The following is a 17030-nucleotide window of genomic DNA, read 5'->3' on the forward strand; positions in this document are numbered from 1 at the left end:
ACCACCACCAGGTTGATATCCATGTAGCCACGGAACGCCAGGAAGCCTGCGAGAACCAAAATGGTTTCGCCTTCAAAGAAGGTGCCCAGGAAGAGCGCAAAGTAGCCGAAGTCATGCAGAAATTGTTGAAGCATGGTCTGGGGTGCTGGCGAAATGAACGCGCAGCCTACGCCTTCGTGAACATTCATGAAAGTATCGAGATGTGTCACGAAGTGAACAATTCCTACATAAACGACGAATGCGACTACAGGTCGCATCGATAAGCACAACTGTCATTCCTTCGTCATAATGGCCGCTTATAACTGCAACGCTCGCCCGTAAACGCGGGCTCAGGAGTCTGTCGTGAGCTTTACCCCTGCCAATCGCCTGTTCCCCGCCACCCGTCTGCGACGCAATCGCCGTGATGATTTTTCTCGCCGCCTTGTACGTGAAAATGTACTGACGCCGAATGATCTGATCCTGCCGGTGTTTGTGCTGGACGGTGAAAATCGTCGGGAGGCTGTGGCGTCGATGCCGGGCGTGGAGCGCTTGACCATTGATTTGCTGCTTGAAGAGGCAGCCGGTTGGGTTGAACTGGGGATTCCGGCATTGGCGCTGTTCCCGGTGACACCGGCCGAGCTCAAGTCCCTCGACGCCGCCGAAGCCTGGAACCCGGATGGCATCGCCCAGCGCGCCACCCGGGCTTTGCGTGAGCGGTTCCCGGAACTGGGGGTGATCACCGACGTGGCGCTGGACCCGTTCACCACCCACGGCCAGGATGGCATTCTCGACGAAGACGGCTATGTTCAGAACGACATCACCGTCGATGCGCTGGTCAAGCAGGCCTTGTCCCATGCCGCAGCAGGCGCCCAGGTGGTGGCACCGTCGGACATGATGGACGGCCGCATCCAGGCGATCCGCGAAGCCCTGGAACTGGCCGGCCACGTCAATGTGCGCATCATGGCCTACTCGGCCAAGTACGCCAGCGCCTATTACGGCCCGTTCCGCGATGCGGTGGGTTCGGCGTTGAACCTGGGCAAGGCCAACAAGGCCTCGTACCAGATGGACCCGGCCAACAGCCATGAAGCGCTGCACGAAGTGGCGGCCGACCTGGCCGAAGGCGCCGACATGGTGATGGTCAAGCCCGGGATGCCTTACCTGGACATCCTTTATCGGGTCAAAGAGGAATTCAAGGTGCCGACCTTTGTCTATCAGGTCAGCGGTGAATACGCCATGCACATGGCCGCGATCCAGAATGGTTGGTTGAGTGAAGGGGTGATCCTCGAATCCCTGACTGCCTTTAAACGTGCGGGTGCTGATGGCATTCTGACCTACTTCGCCGCCCGCGCTGCCCAATTGCTTAGAGAGCAACAATAGCCCTCACAGGAACACTCGATGAATACCGAAGGACTCTCCGAAGTTGCTGTAAAAGACGCTCACCCGGTGGTTGAACAAATCGCCGAAACCCCACCGGAGCTGGAGCCGGCTGCGCCTGCTGTGGTGGCTGAAGCGCCCGCGCCGGCCCCGGTGGCAGCGGTGACCAACCTGGATGACAGCAGCCTGTACATCCATCGTGAGCTGTCACAACTGCAATTCAACATCCGCGTGCTGGAGCAGGCGCTGGATGAGTCCTACCCACTGCTGGAGCGGCTTAAATTCCTGCTGATCTTCTCCAGCAACCTGGACGAGTTCTTCGAGATCCGCGTTGCCGGCCTCAAAAAGCAAATCACCTTTGCCCGCGAACAAGCCGGTGCCGACGGCCTGCAGCCGCATCAGGCCCTGGCGCGCATCAGCGAGCTGGTGCACGGCCATGTGGACCGCCAATACGCGATCCTCAACGACATCCTGCTGCCGGAACTGGAAAAACATCAGGTCCGCTTCATCCGTCGTCGTCACTGGACCACCAAGATCAAGACCTGGGTGCGTCGCTACTTCCGTGACGAGATTTCACCGATCATCACCCCGATCGGCCTCGACCCGACGCACCCGTTCCCGTTGCTGGTGAACAAGAGCCTCAACTTTATTGTTGAGCTGGAAGGCATCGATGCCTTCGGTCGCGATTCTGGCCTGGCGATCATCCCGGCGCCGCGTCTGTTGCCACGGATCATCAAGGTACCGGAAGAAGTAGGGGGCGCTGGCGATAACTATGTATTCCTCTCGTCGATGATCCACGCGCATGCCGATGACCTGTTCCAGGGTATGAAGGTCAAGGGCTGCTATCAGTTCCGCCTGACCCGTAACGCCGACCTGGCGCTGGACTCCGAAGACGTCGAAGACTTGGCCCGCGCCCTGCGCGGCGAGCTGTTCTCGCGGCGCTATGGCGACGCGGTGCGCCTGGAAGTGGCTGACACCTGCCCCAAACACCTGTCGGACTACCTGCTCAAGCAGTTCAACCTGGCCGAGTCCGAGCTGTACCAGGTCAATGGCCCGGTGAACCTGACGCGTCTGTTCAGCATCACCGGCCTGGACAGCCACCCGGAGCTGCAATACACGCCGTTCACGCCGCAGATCCCGAAACTGCTGCAAAACAGCGAGAACATTTTCAGCGTGGTGAGCAAGCAGGACATTCTGCTGTTGCACCCGTTCGAGTCGTTCACGCCAGTGGTCGACCTGCTGCGCCAGGCCGCCAAGGACCCGCATGTGTTGGCTGTGCGCCAGACCCTGTACCGCTCTGGCGCCAACTCGGAAATCGTCGATGCGCTGGTAGACGCTGCGCGTAACGGCAAGGAAGTCACGGCGGTGATCGAGCTGCGTGCGCGGTTTGACGAAGAGTCCAACCTGCAACTGGCCAGCCGCCTGCAAGCGGCCGGTGCGGTGGTGATCTACGGCGTGGTCGGCTTCAAGACCCACGCCAAGATGATGCTTATCCTGCGTCGCGAAGCTGGTGAGATCGTGCGTTATGCCCACTTGGGCACCGGTAACTATCACGCCGGCAACGCCAAGCTCTACACCGACTACAGCTTGCTCACTTCTGACGACGCCTTGTGTGAAGACGTCGGCAAGTTGTTCAGCCAGTTGATCGGCATGGGCAAGACCTTGCGCATGAAGAAGCTGTTGCACGCGCCGTTTACGCTCAAGAAGGGCATGCTCGACATGATTGCCCGCGAAACCCAGTTCGCCCTCGACGGCAAGCCGGCGCACATCATCGCCAAGTTCAACTCGCTGACCGATCCGAAGATCATCCGCGCGCTGTACAAGGCCAGCCAGTCCGGGGTGCGCATCGACCTGGTGGTGCGTGGCATGTGCTGCCTGCGCCCTGGCATTGTGGGTGTGTCGCATAACATCCACGTGCGCTCGATCATCGGCCGCTTCCTGGAGCACACACGGGTGTTCTACTTCCTCAACGGCGGCGAGGAGCAGATGTTCCTCTCCAGTGCCGACTGGATGGAGCGCAACCTCGACAAGCGTGTGGAGACTTGCTTCCCGGTCGAAGGCAAGAAGCTGATCATGCGGGTCAAGAAAGAGCTGGAAAGCTACCTCACCGATAACACCCACAGCTGGAGCCTGCAATCGGACGGGCGCTACGTGCGCAACACCCCGACCGGCAACCAGAACCCGCGCAGTGCGCAGGCGACGTTGCTGGAGAAGCTGGGTAGCCCGATTCTTGCGGTGAACTAAAAGCCTGCACAGACCTAATGTGGGAGCGGGCTTGCTGTGGCGAGGGAGCTTGCTCCCGTTGACTGCGCAGCAGTCTCCGGCTTTTTGGGGGCGCTACGCACCCCAGCGCAAGCAAGCTTGCTCGCCACAGCAAGCGCGCTCACACCTGTGTTTTGCAGCGCGCTTTAGCGCAAGTTCAGGCTGAACCCCACCCGCGTCAACCACTCCGCTTCCTGGGCAAAGTCCGCCTGGGTCAGCTGGTTTTCATCCAGCCAGCCTTTGGGGAACACCACGTCGAGGCTGTCACCGTGCGCGCGCAGGGTGACTTGGGGCATTTCCTGGGTGCCACGGATGTGGTGGAACAGGATCGCAAAGCGCAGCAGCACGCACAGGCGGATCAGCTTGATGCCTTCGTCGCCGAACTCGGCAAATTTGTCCTTGGGAATGTTGCGGCGATGGCCACGCACCAGCAGGGCGAGCATCTGTTGGTCTTCGCGGGAGAAACCGGCGAGGTCCGAGTGCTCGATCAGGTAGGCGCCGTGCTTGTGGTAATGGTAGTGGGCGATGTCCAGGCCCACTTCATGCACCTTGGCGGCCCAGCCCAGCAGTTCGCGCCAGACGCCGTCTTCCAGGTCCCAGTCCTCGGCTACCTGGTCAAAGGCGTGCAGGGCTTTGCGTTCCACTCGGGCCGCTTGTTCCAGGTCGACGTGATAACGCTCCATCAACGAGGTGAGGGTGCGCTCACGCACGTCTTCGTGGTGATGGCGGCCCAGCAGGTCATACAGCACGCCTTCGCGCAGGGCGCCGTCGCAGTGGTCCATACGTTGCAGTTCGAGGGCGTCGAAAATCGCTTCGAGAATCGCAAGGCCAGCCGGGAAGATGGTACGACGGTCGGGCTTGATGCCGTCGAAGTCGATTTTCTCGGCATCGCCCAGCTTGAACAGTTTGCGCTTGAGCCATGCCAGGCCTTCGGCGTTGACCTCACCGGTGCCATGGCCGCCGGCTTTGAGGGCCAGGCCGATGGCGCGGATGGTGCCGGACGAGCCGATGGCTTCATCCCAGGTCAAGCGGTGCAGCGCATGCTCGATGCTCATGATCTCCAGCCGCGCGGCCGTGTAGGCCTGGGCATAGCGGGCCGGGGTGATCTTGCCGTCCTTGAAATAGCGCTGGGTAAAGCTCACGCAGCCCATTTGCAGGCTCTCGCGCAGCAATGGCTCGAATCTTTGCCCGATGATGAACTCGGTACTGCCGCCGCCGATATCCGCCACCAGGCGCTTGCCGGGCGTGTCGGCCAGGGTGTGGGACACGCCCAGGTAGATAAGGCGCGCCTCTTCCCGGCCGGAGATAACTTCTACCGGGTGCCCGAGGATTTCTTCGGCGCGGCGGATGAATTCGACACGGTTGCGCGCCTCACGCAGGGCGTTGGTGCCGACAATTCGCACGGCGCCCAATGGCATGCCGTTGATCAGTTGGGCAAAACGCTTGAGGCAGTCGAGGCCGCGCTGCATGGATTCTTCATTGAGCTGGCGCTGGTCGTCGATGCCGGCAGCCAGTTGAACTTTCTCGCCGAGCCGCTCAAGGATGCGGATTTCGCCGTTCTGGGCCTTGGCCACGACCATGTGAAAGCTGTTGGAGCCCAGGTCGATGGCGGCGATCAGGGACAAATTCTTGGCTTGGGATTGCGGCATGGTTTGGGGGTCTCGGTCGATAACCCGACCATCGTGCCACGATCGACCGCTGGCGCCAACGCGTTGTGCTTCAGGAATCTTCCTGTCGGTGCGGGAGGCAATGCCTGTTGGAGATGTAGGGCGATTCTCCTTTGCTCTAGCGAATAAACTTAAGGCTAGGTACGAGGTATTAAATTTATGCCTATAAAAACTCTCGGGACTTTCCTTACAAGGGTTTTGTATTTGTTCTGCTCGGTTTTTTAGTTATGACTACTGATGCAGTTGAAAAGGGTGGTCATATTTTTGTTGTATTCGGACAGCAGTTGACGTGCTCTCCTATTCTTTTTTAGGTCACTTACAAGCGAGACTGCCCGTCGGCAATGATGCCGTGGTGTTATTTGTTTATGGCGTTTTATGTCAGGGAATGTCGTGTTTTAGAAGCGGAGCTTTTCAGCCTTTAATAAGTAACGTCTGTTAACTTCTAATGACGGGTAAAAGATGAAAAAAGTATTTGGTTTGGCCGTGGGGATTGCGTGCCTGTTTGCCAGTGTAGGCGCCTATGCAACTACCAACCCGACCGGCAACCTGATCGTCAAGGGCACCATTATTCCGGCGGCTTGCAGTATGAGCGTTAGCGCCGGCGGGGTTATCGACTATGGCACGATTCGAGCCAATCAATTGTCCCAGACGAATTTCAACCCACTTGCCGAGCGTTCCACTTCGCTGGTCGTCAATTGCGGTACTACACCTGCCAGGTTTTTCTTGTCTGTCACTGACTTGCGGGCCTCCAGTAAAGTTACTGGCATATTGGGCGCTGGCTACACCGAAGCCCAAAACTATGGTCTCGGTACGTATGGTGGCAGGCGTACCGGCGGCTATTCGGTCACCCTCAGAAACCTGACGTCCAACGGTGTGGCGCTCAACCCGATTGTACGGTCGAGCAAGGACGCAGCCTGGCAAGCCAGCGACGGTAAGGTTTCCCAGACACCTAACCAGCATTCCTGGCGTAACGGCGCTGTCAATGCGCCAGCTTCGATCTCTCAGCTAACCGGTGTTATTGCCGTCAAAGCGGTGATCAATCGCGCAAGTGATCTGAACCTTACCGGCAATATTGCGTTGGATGGTCACGCGACGCTGGTTCTGGATTACATCTAAACGTTTGAGCAACAGTCGATAGCGAGGCAGAGTCAGTCAGGGGGACTCTTATTAGTTATCGGCTGTATTCATGTGGCTGTGCAATTACACGTACTCATTTGTTTGTGAATGTTCCAGGGAGAACTCGGTGAACGGTCTTTCAAGAATAATTGGTTTCATATCGTGTTGTATGGCTTTGTTGCTGTATGGCGTAGCCCATGCCGACGGTATGTTGCCTGAAACAACGGTTGTCATTCTTTATGAGGAGAATGGCGAAGCCACGATCAATATAAAAAACACTGATCCAACCCCTGCGTTACTGCACTCCGTCATAGAAAATGTGCCCGAGGATCTTGAAACCCTGTTGATCGTCACCCCGCCCATTGCTCGCGTGGAGCCAGGGGAAACGCAACTGGTCCGTTTTATCAGCACCCTGAAGTCGCCGCTCAAGACTCAACGCCTCAAGCGCGTGTCCTTCGAGGGGATTCCCCAGGCGCGTGAGCCCGGTGGTGCGACCATTGGTATCACCCTGCGTCAAAACTTGCCGCTGATCCTGCACCCGGCAGGTTTGCCCCGGCACCAGGCACCTTGGGAGCTGCTCAAGTGGAAGCGCCAGGGTGATCGCTTGAGCGTGCATAACGACAGTGCCTATGTGGTGCGCATGGGATTGGAAGTGCAGCTTAATCCGCTGAAACAAACCGGCTTGCTGCCCCGCACTTATATCCTGCCGGGTGAGGTGTTGACGCTCAATACCCAAGGGCCTGTGGCCGAGGTGTCCTCGGTGGTGCTGCAGCCGGCCACGACCTTCGGGTTTGCTGTCGATGACTACCAGGCAGATGTTCTGGGTCATGGGCGCTAAGCGTTCGATGACTGGACTGACGGTTCGCCGCCCGGGGCTTTTCATGGGGTTGGCAGCCTTGTGGGGTGCTCCCGGTTTTGCTTTGGCAGTCGAGTTGGGAGAGGGCTTTGACCTGGCTGTCCTGGCCAGCTATGGCATCGACCCGAAAGTCTCCGACTACTTTCGCAGTGCGGCGCGGTTTCGTGAGGGCAGGCAGATAGTGGGGCTGCGGGTCAACGGGAATTCCCTGGGGTTGGTCGAGGCCCGTTTCGATTATCAGGGGCAGCTGTGTTTTACCCAGGGTTTGCTGGAGAAAGCTGGCCTTAAAGTGCCCTTGGCGATCGTGCAATCGGGCATCTCGGCGGATCAGGCCTGTCACGATTTCGTGGGTGAGTTCCCCGCGACCATCGTCAGGTTGCAGCCGGGCAGCGAAGAAGTGGTGCTGGTTGTGCCTACCCAGTCCTTGCGTGAGCCTGAATGGGAAGTGGGAGGTTTTTCCGAGGGCGGTGCGGCGGCGTTGTTCAACTACGATGTGCTCGGGTTTCAGACCCAGTCGCGCAGTGGCCCCAGCCGGTTCGTTTCGGCTTATACCGAGGCGGGATTCAACCTGGGTAATTGGGTGGTCCGCAGCCGGCAGTTCTATATTTCTGATAACGGCAAAAGCAGCAGCGAGCATGTGCAGGCCTACGCCCAGCGTGATATCGCGGCGTTGCAGTCAACTTTCCAGGTGGGCCAGATTTCTACCCGAAGCCCGGTGTTCGGTGGGATTCAGCTATCGGGGTTACAGCTGTTTCCTGATGGTGTCTCCCGCGCCGGCGCCAATCATGGTGTGGTGGTGGAGGGTTTGGCCCACAGCCAGGCGCGTGTCGAGGTGCGCCAGTCCGGTGCGCTGATCCATACCACGTTAGTGCCCGAGGGGCCGTTCAGCCTGACAGGCTTGCCTTTGCTCAATGGCACCAGTGACCTGGAGGTCAGCGTTATCGGCACGCGGGGCGGCACCCGCAGTTTCGTGGTGCCGGCGGCTTCCTTTGGTGCGGCTATTGCCATAACCCCAGGCTTTGACTTCGCCCTTGGCAAGGTACGTGAACAGCTGAGCGAAGGCCGCGAGGCGCCGACTGTCGTCATGGGCAGCGGCACCTGGGGGCTTGGCCGGCAGTCATCCCTGGGGTTCGGTTTATTGAGTACAGATGAGTACCAGTCGGCCGGCGGCACTATGAGCAGTGTGTTTTTCCAGCGGGTTACCGTCAGTGCTCGGCAAAACATCTCGCGCGATGGTGAGGCGGGTGTGAACGGCAGCCGCAGCGCCGTATCCCTGGGCAGCCCGTTGGTGGCGGGTGTTGAGATGAGCCTGAGTGCGACGACCCAAAGCCCAGGTTATCGCGATGTCCTCGAGGCAGGCCCGGGTTTGAAAAAAAATGATCTGCAGACCCGTTTCCAGAATCAGTACACGGTAGGGTTCAACTGGGCAGAACCGACCTTGGGGGCTTTTTCAGTCAGCTACTCACGCAGTACGCAGTTTGATGGGCAGCTTGCCGAACATGTATTTGCCTCGTGGAACAAGGGGTTCAGGCAGGTGGATGTAGCGTTGATCGCCGACTCGCAGGTGGGCGCTTCGCGGCGGCGCAAGACCGCAAGCCGTGAGCGAGAAACACGTGATGAGGTCACGCCAGAGGGGCTGTCCTTGCGCCTGCAGGTCACGGTGCCCTTTGGAGAAGATCGCCGCCTGACGTCCTACGCCAGTCGCCGCAATGGCCGTGCCGATATGGGCACGGCATTGTCCGAGCGGGTCAATGAGTATGTGAACTACGAAGTGGGGGTTGAGCGGGATCTGCAGGAGCGCCAGCAAGCGGTTCGCGCGAATGTTGACGTGATGCCGCGCTACACCCGTGTGGGCCTGGGCGTGAACCGCACGCCCACGAGCACCAGCTACAGCGGGCAACTGCAGGGTGCCGTGGTGGCTCACGCGCGCGGCCTGACCTTTTCCCCCTACGCAGTGCAGGACACCTTTGGTGTGCTTTCGGTGGGGGAAGTGTCAGCGGCCAAGGTTACGACCCCACAAGGCCCGGTGTGGACCGATTACCGTGGGCATGCGGTGATTCCCGGCTTGCCGGCCTATACCACCAGCCACCTGGAGGTGCAGACCCAGTCCTTGCCCAAGCGGGTCGATCTCAAGAACGGCACCAAAATCCTCGCCGTCGGGCGCGGATCATTCAATACCGTGGATTTCCAAGTGGTGAATGTTCGCCGGGTACTGCTTGAGGTGCGCGATGAGCAAGGTACACCTCTGCCCCAGGGCTCTGCCGTGTTTGGCCCGGACAACACCTACCTGACCAATGTGGTGGGTGAGGGCCTGATCTTTTTGAACAACATGGATGACGGGCAAATCCTCAGCGTTTCGCCGCCGGGCTCTGCCCGCGCGTGCCTGCTGCATCTGAACCTTGAGTCGCAATCCCCAGAGGACAAGCTCTATGAAACGGCTTCGGCGATATGTCGTGCCCAATGAATCGGCGCAATACACCCTGCGTCGACTGTGCCTGGGCGTTAGCTTGTTGTTCATGCTCGCGATAGCGGCCCCGGAGGCTTCGGCGAATGACTGCCGCCTTTCCCTCAGCCAGCCAAGGGTCGACCACGGCGTGCTCCGGCGCGCGGAGTTGTTGGGCGAGCCGCTCGCAAGCCAGCCCATCATCCTGGGCAGGCGAACGCTGCAGCTGAGTGTCGTATGTGCCGAACCAGGGGCTGTCGCCTTGCGCTTTACGGGTGTTCCGGCGGGGACGCAAGGCTATCGATTCGGCCGACAGGGCAGCTTCACCCTGGCCCTCAAGCATGCCCAGGTCGATGGTCGCGCCGTTGAACTGAGTACGTCACAGCCCACAGAAACGGCTACCAGCGGGCACTTACTGCCCGGTCACGTGCTGATAGCCAAAGCCGGTGGTTTGCCGCTGACCGGCACACGTTTTTCAGCACAAGTGCAGATCGACACGTATTTACCGCCCGATGCCTTTTCAGTGCGCCACGAGACCGTCTTCGAAGGTCAGGGGCACTTTGAATGGTTGCCCGGCGGTTAATCGATCAGCCCGGCTGCTCCACCGAGCCGATGAAATTGGCGAACTCCGGCGTCTTTGGGTTGGCGAACAAGGTCTTGGGGTCGCCCACTTCATGCACCTTGCCCTGGTGCATGAACACCAGCTTGTCCCCGACTTCCCGGGCAAAGCGCATTTCGTGGGTCACCATGATCAGGGTCATGCCGTCCTTGGCCAATTGGCGCACCACACTGAGCACTTCATTGACCAGCTCCGGGTCCAGTGCCGAGGTAATTTCATCGCACAGCAGCACCTTGGGCGACATGGCCAGCGCACGGGCTATGGCGACCCGTTGCTGCTGGCCGCCGGACAGACGATCAGGGAAGGCATCAAATTTTTCCCCCAGCCCCACCCGCTCCAGCATCTGCCGGGCAAGCTGGGCGGCTTTGGCCTTGGGCACTTTCTGCACCACTTGTGGCGCGAGCATGACGTTCTCGCCCACGGTCAGGTGTGGGAACAGGTTGAACTGCTGGAACACCATCCCGACTTTCTGCCGCAGGCTGCGCAGGTCGGCGCGGGCGGCGTCGAGGTATTCGCCGTCGACCTCAATTACGCCGTCGTTGATCGATTCAAGGCCATTGAGGGTACGCAGCAAGGTCGACTTGCCCGAGCCACTGCGGCCGATGATCGCCACCACCTGGCCTTCTTCAACCGTCAGGTCGATGCCCTTGAGTACGTGGTGATCGCCGTAATATTTATGCAGGGCGGAAATTCTAAGCAGAGGCATGCAGTCTCCTTTCCAGGTAGCGCGCACTGAGGGACAAGGGGTAGCAGAGCAGGAAGTAGCCGAGCGCCACCAGGCCGTAGACCATAAAGGGCTCGAAGGTAGCGTTGGCGAGCATGCCGCCGGTTTTGGTCAGTTCGGTAAAACCGATGATCGAGGTCACGGCGGTGCCTTTGACCACCTGCACCGAAAAGCCCACGGTGGGCGCCACGGCAATGCGCAGGGCTTGCGGCAGGATCACGTAGCGCAGTTGTTCAAGCGGGTTAAGCGCCAGGCTGGCCGAGGCTTCCCATTGCCCGTGGGCAATCGACTCGACGCAGCCGCGCCAGATCTCGGCCAGGTAAGCACTGGTAAACAGGGTCAAGGCAATCGCCGCCGCCAGCCAGGGCGAGATATCCACACCCAGCAGCGCGATGCCAAAAAACACCAGGAACAGCTGCATCAACAGCGGCGTGCCCTGGAACAGTTCGATATAGGTGCGCGCGAGATTGCGCGGGAAGGCTTTGCGGCTGATGCGCATCGTCATCACCAGTAAACCGATAACGCCGCCACCGACAAACGCCACCAGCGACAGCAGCAAGGTCCATTGCAAGCCGGTGGCGAGGTTGCGCACGATGTCCCAGAAGGAGAAATCACTCATCGGCTGTTCCTCATCACGTAGCGACGGCCGATCCAGTTGAGCAACTGGCGTATCATCAGCGCCATGCACAGGTACACCAGGGTGGTCAGTGCGTAGGTTTCAAACGCGCGGAAGTTGCGTGACTGGATAAAGTTGGCGGCAAAGCTCAGCTCTTCGGTGGCGATCTGCGAACACACCGCCGAGCCGAGCATCACAATGATGATCTGGCTGCTCAGGGCCGGCCACACCTTGCCCAGTGCCGGCAACAGCACCACATGGCGAAACGCCTCGAAACGCGTCATCGCCAATGCCGCTGCGGCTTCCAGCTGCCCGCTTGGGACCGCCTGGATGCCGGCGCGAATGATCTCGGTGGAGTACGCCCCCAGGTTGATCACCATCGCCAGTACGGCGGCTTGCCACTCGGTGATCTTCAGCCCCAGGGACGGCAGGCCGAAGAAGATGAAAAACAACTGCACCAGAAACGGCGTGTTGCGGATCAACTCGACATACACCCCGAAGACCCAGGAAAACGGCTGGATCTTCCATGCCCGCACCACAGCGCCGACGGTGCCCAGGGCCACGCCGAGGATCGCGCCGATAGCCGTCAGCTCAAGGGTGAACAGCGCGCCGCGTAGCAGCAGGTCGGTATTGGCCAGCACCGGCACAAAGTCAAATTGATACGCCATGAATCAGCTCCGCATCAAAGATCGGCAGGCAGTGGCTCTTTAAGCCACTGCATCGCGTTCTTTTCCAGGCTGCCATCGGCTTTGGCCGCGACCAGGATCTGGTTGACCTTCTCCAGCAGCGCCGGCTCGTTCTTGTTAACGCCCACGTACACCGGCGAATCCTTGAGTTTCACTTTCAGCTCCAGCCCGCGTTTATTACTGCGCTCGCTGATCGCCACCATCACCACGTTGCCGCTGGCGATCAGGTCGACCTGGCCGGCCAGGTAGGCGGCGATGGTTGAGTTGTTGTCTTCGAAGCGCTTGATCGTGGCTTCCTTGGGCGCGACGGCGGTCAGCTCGATGTCTTCGATGGCGCCGCGCGTCACGCTGATGGTCTTGCCCTTGAGGTCATCGGTGGTGTGGATGGCCGCATCAGGCGGCCCGAACACGGCCAGGTAGAACGGCGCGTAGGCCTTGGAGAAGTCGATGACCTTTTCGCGCTCGGCGTTCTTGCCCAGGCTGGAAATCACCAGGTCGACCTTGCCGGTAGTGAGAAACGGGATACGGTTGGTGCTGTTCACCGGGGTCAGTTCCAGCTTGACCTTGAGCTGGTCGGCCAGCAGCTTGGCGGTGTCGACGTCCAGGCCACGGGGTTTCATGTCCGGGCCAACCGAGCCGAACGGCGGGAAGTCTTGGGGCACGGCAACCTTGAGGGTGCCACGGGCGACGATATCGTCCAGACCGTTGGCATGGGCGGGCGCCTGGCTCAGCATCAGGCTGGCAAACAGGGCAGTGAGCAGGGCGCTGTAGCGCTTGGTCATGGCAACTCTCCGGGGAAGGGCGCGGGAATATTCTGTTTCGAGCCATTGCACGGCCCATGCCATCACGGCGCCAATGGCCTGGAACGCTGGTATTTGTTGAGTTCTGGTGGTCTTACTGGTCTGAACAGTGAGCGAGTTTTTCGCACCTTTTTCGAGCGCCGATAAAACCTCGCGAGCCCCTTTGGGGCGCGGCTTGCCGCCGGCTGCGAATAGCTTTACAACTAGCCGCTCCGTTGACTGCAACCTTGAGTTTTCTATGAATTCCATCGCCCAAGCCGTACCGGAAGCGGCCCTGCAGGCCATCCGCAAACTGATCAAGGAACAGGGCTTTGCAGCGGGTGACGCGTTGCCGTCCCAGCGCGACCTGGCGGTACAGTTGGGCGTGAGTCGGGCATCGTTGCGCGAGGCGTTGTCGTCTTTAAGTGCATTGGGCGTGGTGAGTGTGCAGCCGGGTAAAGGCGTGTTTGTGCAAGAGGTGCAAGAAGCGCCGGGGTTCGCCTGGCCCTTCGCTGCCCAGGCCACGCCCCTGGATATCTTCCAGTTGCGCTACGCCCTGGAAGGGTTCGCCGCGGGGTTGGCGGCAGTGACGTTGACTCTCGATGAACTGGACAGCCTGCAAGACAATGTCGAGGCCATGCGCAAAGTGCTCAAGGCTGGCGACTTCGAAGCCGCTGCCCGGCTGGACTTCGAGTTCCATCAGCGGATCCTGCTGGCCAGCGGTAACCAGGCGATGGTGAGCATCCTGAGTGCCAGTGCCGAGGTGTTCCTGGAGAGCCAGAAGCTACCGTTCATCCGACCGGAACGGGCCATGGAGACTTGGCAAGAGCACCGCAAGATCCTGCGTGCCCTGGCCAGGCGCGCCAGTGCTGCGGCGCAGAAAACCATGCAGGAACACGTGCGCAATGCGGCATTGCGCACGGGCATCGCCTTCGTGACTCCCGTGACGCCGTGAGTGGGCTATACCCAAACTCATGCAACGCCATAGCAAGACTCAATCAGAGGCGGCTTCCTGAACGGGGGAAGGGCGGCTATGATGGGCCACGTTTTTTTTGCTTACAATCCGGAGACATCCATGAGCAACGATCTTATCAAGCACGTCACCGACGCGACCTTTGAGGCCGAAGTACTCAAGGCTCAAGGCCCGGTACTGGTTGACTACTGGGCTGAATGGTGTGGCCCTTGCAAAATGATCGCTCCTGTTCTGGACGACATTGCGACCACTTACGAAGGCAAGCTGACCATTGCCAAGCTGAACATCGACGACAATCAGGAAACCCCGGCCAAACACGGCGTGCGTGGTATCCCGACCCTGATGCTGTTCAAGAACGGCAACGTCGAAGCCACTAAAGTGGGTGCGCTGTCGAAGTCCCAGCTGCAAGCTTTCCTCGACGCGAACATCTAAGCGTCGTCAAAAAAGCCCCGCAAAATAGCGGGGCTTTTTCGTGAAACAGGGCTAGACGCTCCGAAATTCAGGTGGTACATTCGGCCCCGCACTGGTTTCTCCACTGCCCCCTGCAAGCCGTCGCCGACGCATTCCTTTTCGATTAGTACGCGATCCTGTCGCCTTCTCTGCGGCGCGGCCTCATTAAGCCAAAAGCTTAATTTCCCCCCTCCATAAATGATTACGTCATTCCTATATGAATCTGACTGAACTCAAGCAAAAGCCGATTACCGACCTGCTCCAATTGGCCGAAGAAATGGGCATAGAAAATATGGCCCGTTCGCGCAAGCAGGACGTGATTTTCTCCCTGCTCAAAAAGCACGCGAAAAGCGGCGAGGAAATCTCCGGTGATGGCGTGCTGGAGATTCTCCAGGACGGCTTCGGCTTCCTCCGCTCTGCAGACGCTTCCTATCTCGCCGGCCCAGACGATATTTACGTCTCGCCGAGCCAGATCCGTCGCTTCAACTTGCGCACCGGTGACACCATCGTCGGCAAGATCCGTCCTCCGAAGGAAGGCGAGCGTTATTTCGCCCTGCTCAAGGTCGACACGATCAACTTCGATCGTCCTGAGAACGCGAAGAACAAGATTCTCTTCGAGAACCTGACGCCGCTGTTCCCGACCGTGCGCATGAAGATGGAAGCCGGTAACGGTTCCACCGAAGACTTGACCGGTCGTGTCATCGACCTGTGCGCCCCGATCGGCAAAGGCCAGCGCGGCCTGATCGTCGCACCGCCGAAAGCCGGTAAGACCATCATGCTGCAGAACATTGCAGCGAACATCGCGCGTAACAACCCGGAAGTTCACCTGATCGTATTGCTGATCGATGAGCGCCCGGAAGAAGTAACCGAAATGCAGCGCACCGTGCGCGGCGAAGTGGTTGCCTCGACGTTCGATGAGCCGCCAACCCGCCACGTGCAGGTTGCCGAAATGGTGATCGAGAAGGCCAAGCGCCTGGTCGAACACAAGAAGGACGTGGTGATCCTGCTCGACTCCATCACCCGTCTGGCGCGTGCCTACAACACCGTGATCCCAAGCTCCGGCAAGGTACTCACCGGTGGTGTCGATGCCCACGCCCTGGAGAAACCAAAGCGTTTCTTCGGTGCTGCGCGCAACATCGAAGAAGGCGGCTCGCTGACCATTATCGCCACCGCGCTGGTTGAAACCGGCTCGAAGATGGATGAAGTGATCTACGAAGAGTTTAAAGGTACCGGTAACATGGAACTGCCTTTGGACCGTCGTATCGCTGAAAAGCGTGTGTTCCCTGCGATCAACATCAACCGCTCCGGCACCCGCCGTGAAGAGTTGCTGACCGCCGACGACGAACTGCAGCGCATGTGGATCCTGCGCAAGCTGCTGCACCCGATGGACGAAGTAGCCGCCATCGAGTTCCTCATCGACAAGCTGAAAACCACCAAGACCAACGACGAGTTCTTCCTGTCTATGAAGCGTAAGTAATACTACGGTTCAGGTCTGAGAAAATGGTGCCCTTGAAGGGTGCCATTTTTTTTGCGCCAAACAGGGAGGTTTGTGTGCCGAGAGTGTCAGTAAAGAAACAAAAATGGCGAGTACGCCTACGCTCTCTTCAATTTGTATCAGGCTGATTACGATTTATGACCGCTCTTGCTTACCGAAGAGACATTGATGGCCTGCGCGCCATTGCTGTCCTGGCTGTGGTTTTGTTCCATTTTGGGGTTCCCGGCGTTACTGGCGGTTTTGTCGGCGTTGATGTGTTCTTCGTGATTTCAGGTTTCCTGATTACCTCGATCATCTGGCGCGAGCGTGAAGCGGGGCGTTTCAGCTTCGTCGATTTCTGGGCGCGACGGGCACGGCGTATCCTGCCGGCTTTGCTGGTCATGATGTTTACGTCATTGGTGGCTGGTTGGTTCTTAATGGCGCCCAAAGACTATTCGGAATTGGGACGCTCGATACACAACCAAGTGGTGTTCATCTCCAATCTGTTCTTCATGCGCCAGGACGGCTATTTCGACACGGCCTCCGACATGAAGCCGATGTTGCACACCTGGTCGCTGTCGGTTGAAGAGCAGTTCTACATTGCCTTCCCACTCTTGCTGGCGCTGTTGTCGAGCTGGCTGAAGCAGTGGCGCAGCGCCTTGTTTGTGTTGCTGCTGGTGTCGTTTGCGGCGAGCGTGTGGGCGGTGGCCAATGAGCCGTACAAAGCCTTCTTCCTGCTGCCAATGCGTGCCTGGGAATTGTTGGCCGGGTCCATGCTGGCTGTGATGCCAGTGCGGGCAGGGCGGGCAAGTCCCCTGTTGGCGCAAGCTGTGAGTCTGTTCAGCCTGGGCCTGATTCTGGTGGCGGTATTGGGCTACAACGCCAACACCGCGTTCCCTGGGGCGGCGGCTTTGTTGCCTGTATTGGGTGTGGTGGGGTTGATTTGGGCTAACGGCCAACACCCAACCTGGGTAGGGCGCTTGCTGGGCAGTCGCGTGCTGGTGGGCAGCGG

Annotated in this window: 15 protein-coding genes and 1 pseudogene; 10 read left to right on the plus strand and 6 right to left on the minus strand. The window is 59.2% G+C overall.

Annotated features, from left to right (window positions below; all coding sequences use genetic code 11):
* Window positions 1-134: pseudogene (locus FEM54_RS06810) on the minus strand (DedA family protein); the annotation flags it as partial.
* 208 nt (window positions 135-342) lie between these two features.
* Here FEM54_RS06810 and hemB point away from each other — a divergent pair.
* The gene (hemB, locus tag FEM54_RS06815; protein ID WP_138450130.1) at window positions 343-1356 is read left to right on the plus strand and encodes a porphobilinogen synthase; all 1014 of its coding nucleotides are present in this window, start codon (window positions 343-345) and stop codon (window positions 1354-1356) included.
* An 18-nt stretch (window positions 1357-1374) separates the two neighbouring features.
* Window positions 1375-3597 carry a polyphosphate kinase 1 gene (ppk1, locus tag FEM54_RS06820; protein ID WP_017135242.1) on the plus strand — a complete coding sequence of 741 codons (2223 nt, stop codon included), beginning with the start codon at window positions 1375-1377 and terminating at the stop codon, window positions 3595-3597.
* A 164-nt stretch (window positions 3598-3761) separates the two neighbouring features.
* On the opposite strand, the gene ppx is transcribed toward ppk1, so the two are convergent.
* A complete protein-coding gene (gene ppx, locus FEM54_RS06825; protein WP_056860774.1) occupies window positions 3762-5264 on the minus strand; it encodes an exopolyphosphatase in 1503 nt (500 codons plus the stop codon).
* Window positions 5265-5741: 477 nt separating this feature from the next.
* Between ppx and FEM54_RS06830 the strand changes: the two genes are divergently transcribed.
* The 4 genes from FEM54_RS06830 (at window position 5742) to FEM54_RS06845 (ending at window position 10280) form a co-directional block, all read left to right on the plus strand.
* On the plus strand, window positions 5742-6398 hold the full coding sequence (locus FEM54_RS06830) for a DUF1120 domain-containing protein (RefSeq protein WP_017135244.1): 657 nt from the start codon (window positions 5742-5744) through the stop codon (window positions 6396-6398).
* Window positions 6399-6567: 169 nt separating this feature from the next.
* Window positions 6568-7236: a fimbria/pilus chaperone family protein gene (locus FEM54_RS06835; protein ID WP_017135245.1), complete on the plus strand. Its 669-nt coding sequence runs from the start codon at window positions 6568-6570 to the stop codon at window positions 7234-7236.
* Window positions 7237-7279: 43 nt separating this feature from the next.
* Entirely contained in the window at window positions 7280-9718 is a 2439-nt protein-coding gene (locus FEM54_RS06840; RefSeq protein WP_138450133.1) for a fimbria/pilus outer membrane usher protein, read from the plus strand.
* Entirely contained in the window at window positions 9684-10280 is a 597-nt protein-coding gene (locus FEM54_RS06845; RefSeq protein WP_017135247.1) for a DUF1120 domain-containing protein, read from the plus strand. Before FEM54_RS06840 ends, FEM54_RS06845 begins: the two co-directional genes overlap by 35 nt.
* Before the next feature lie 4 nt (window positions 10281-10284).
* Here FEM54_RS06845 and FEM54_RS06850 read toward each other — a convergent pair whose 3' ends face one another.
* Genes FEM54_RS06850 through FEM54_RS06865 form a run of 4 tightly spaced genes read right to left on the minus strand, consistent with a single transcriptional unit; the run spans window position 10285 to window position 13124 of the window.
* Complete coding sequence (locus tag FEM54_RS06850) at window positions 10285-11022, minus strand: amino acid ABC transporter ATP-binding protein (RefSeq protein WP_017135248.1); 738 nt, start codon at window positions 11020-11022, stop codon at window positions 10285-10287.
* Window positions 11009-11659: an amino acid ABC transporter permease gene (locus FEM54_RS06855; RefSeq protein WP_017135249.1), complete on the minus strand. Its 651-nt coding sequence runs from the start codon at window positions 11657-11659 to the stop codon at window positions 11009-11011. Before FEM54_RS06855 ends, FEM54_RS06850 begins: the two co-directional genes overlap by 14 nt.
* A complete protein-coding gene (locus FEM54_RS06860) occupies window positions 11656-12324 on the minus strand; it encodes an amino acid ABC transporter permease (RefSeq protein ID WP_017135250.1) in 669 nt (222 codons plus the stop codon). The genes FEM54_RS06855 and FEM54_RS06860 overlap by 4 nt, the downstream gene beginning before the upstream one ends.
* Window positions 12325-12338: 14 nt before the next feature.
* Window positions 12339-13124 carry a transporter substrate-binding domain-containing protein gene (locus tag FEM54_RS06865; RefSeq protein ID WP_017135251.1) on the minus strand — a complete coding sequence of 262 codons (786 nt, stop codon included), beginning with the start codon at window positions 13122-13124 and terminating at the stop codon, window positions 12339-12341.
* A gap of 256 nt (window positions 13125-13380) precedes the next feature.
* On the opposite strand from FEM54_RS06865, the gene FEM54_RS06870 reads away from it, so the two are divergent.
* The 4 genes from FEM54_RS06870 to FEM54_RS06885 all read left to right on the plus strand — a co-directional run.
* Window positions 13381-14076 (plus strand): FadR/GntR family transcriptional regulator, encoded by a 696-nt coding sequence (locus tag FEM54_RS06870; RefSeq protein WP_017135252.1) that lies wholly within the window; start codon window positions 13381-13383, stop codon window positions 14074-14076.
* Window positions 14077-14196: 120 nt separating this feature from the next.
* A complete protein-coding gene (trxA, locus tag FEM54_RS06875; RefSeq protein ID WP_003213989.1) occupies window positions 14197-14526 on the plus strand; it encodes a thioredoxin TrxA in 330 nt (109 codons plus the stop codon).
* Between the two features lie 235 nt (window positions 14527-14761).
* Window positions 14762-16021 carry a transcription termination factor Rho gene (rho, locus tag FEM54_RS06880; protein ID WP_003176825.1) on the plus strand — a complete coding sequence of 420 codons (1260 nt, stop codon included), beginning with the start codon at window positions 14762-14764 and terminating at the stop codon, window positions 16019-16021.
* A 155-nt stretch (window positions 16022-16176) separates the two neighbouring features.
* Window positions 16177-17030, plus strand: an 854-nt coding sequence (locus FEM54_RS06885) for an acyltransferase family protein (RefSeq protein ID WP_138450132.1), incomplete at its 3' end; no start/stop codon positions are given.

The sequence above is a fragment of the Pseudomonas edaphica genome, from assembly GCF_005863185.1.
In the GTDB taxonomy this organism is placed as follows: Bacteria; Pseudomonadota; Gammaproteobacteria; order Pseudomonadales; family Pseudomonadaceae; genus Aquipseudomonas; species Aquipseudomonas edaphica.

What these genes read in the sequence shown, in the direction of transcription:
- ppk1 (WP_017135242.1), top strand. Translation starts at nt 1,375, where the DNA reads ATGAATACCGAAGGACTCTCCGAAGTTGCTGTAAAAGACGCTCACCCG.
- ppx (WP_056860774.1), bottom strand. Translation starts at nt 5,264, where the DNA reads ATGCCGCAATCCCAAGCCAAGAATTTGTCCCTGATCGCCGCCATCGAC.
- FEM54_RS06830 (WP_017135244.1), top strand. Translation starts at nt 5,742, where the DNA reads ATGAAAAAAGTATTTGGTTTGGCCGTGGGGATTGCGTGCCTGTTTGCC.
- FEM54_RS06835 (WP_017135245.1), top strand. Translation starts at nt 6,568, where the DNA reads ATGGCTTTGTTGCTGTATGGCGTAGCCCATGCCGACGGTATGTTGCCT.
- FEM54_RS06840 (WP_138450133.1), top strand. Translation starts at nt 7,280, where the DNA reads ATGGGGTTGGCAGCCTTGTGGGGTGCTCCCGGTTTTGCTTTGGCAGTC.
- FEM54_RS06845 (WP_017135247.1), top strand. Translation starts at nt 9,684, where the DNA reads ATGAAACGGCTTCGGCGATATGTCGTGCCCAATGAATCGGCGCAATAC.
- FEM54_RS06850 (WP_017135248.1), bottom strand. Translation starts at nt 11,022, where the DNA reads ATGCCTCTGCTTAGAATTTCCGCCCTGCATAAATATTACGGCGATCAC.
- FEM54_RS06855 (WP_017135249.1), bottom strand. Translation starts at nt 11,659, where the DNA reads ATGAGTGATTTCTCCTTCTGGGACATCGTGCGCAACCTCGCCACCGGC.
- FEM54_RS06860 (WP_017135250.1), bottom strand. Translation starts at nt 12,324, where the DNA reads ATGGCGTATCAATTTGACTTTGTGCCGGTGCTGGCCAATACCGACCTG.
- FEM54_RS06865 (WP_017135251.1), bottom strand. Translation starts at nt 13,124, where the DNA reads ATGACCAAGCGCTACAGCGCCCTGCTCACTGCCCTGTTTGCCAGCCTG.
- FEM54_RS06870 (WP_017135252.1), top strand. Translation starts at nt 13,381, where the DNA reads ATGAATTCCATCGCCCAAGCCGTACCGGAAGCGGCCCTGCAGGCCATC.
- trxA (WP_003213989.1), top strand. Translation starts at nt 14,197, where the DNA reads ATGAGCAACGATCTTATCAAGCACGTCACCGACGCGACCTTTGAGGCC.
- rho (WP_003176825.1), top strand. Translation starts at nt 14,762, where the DNA reads ATGAATCTGACTGAACTCAAGCAAAAGCCGATTACCGACCTGCTCCAA.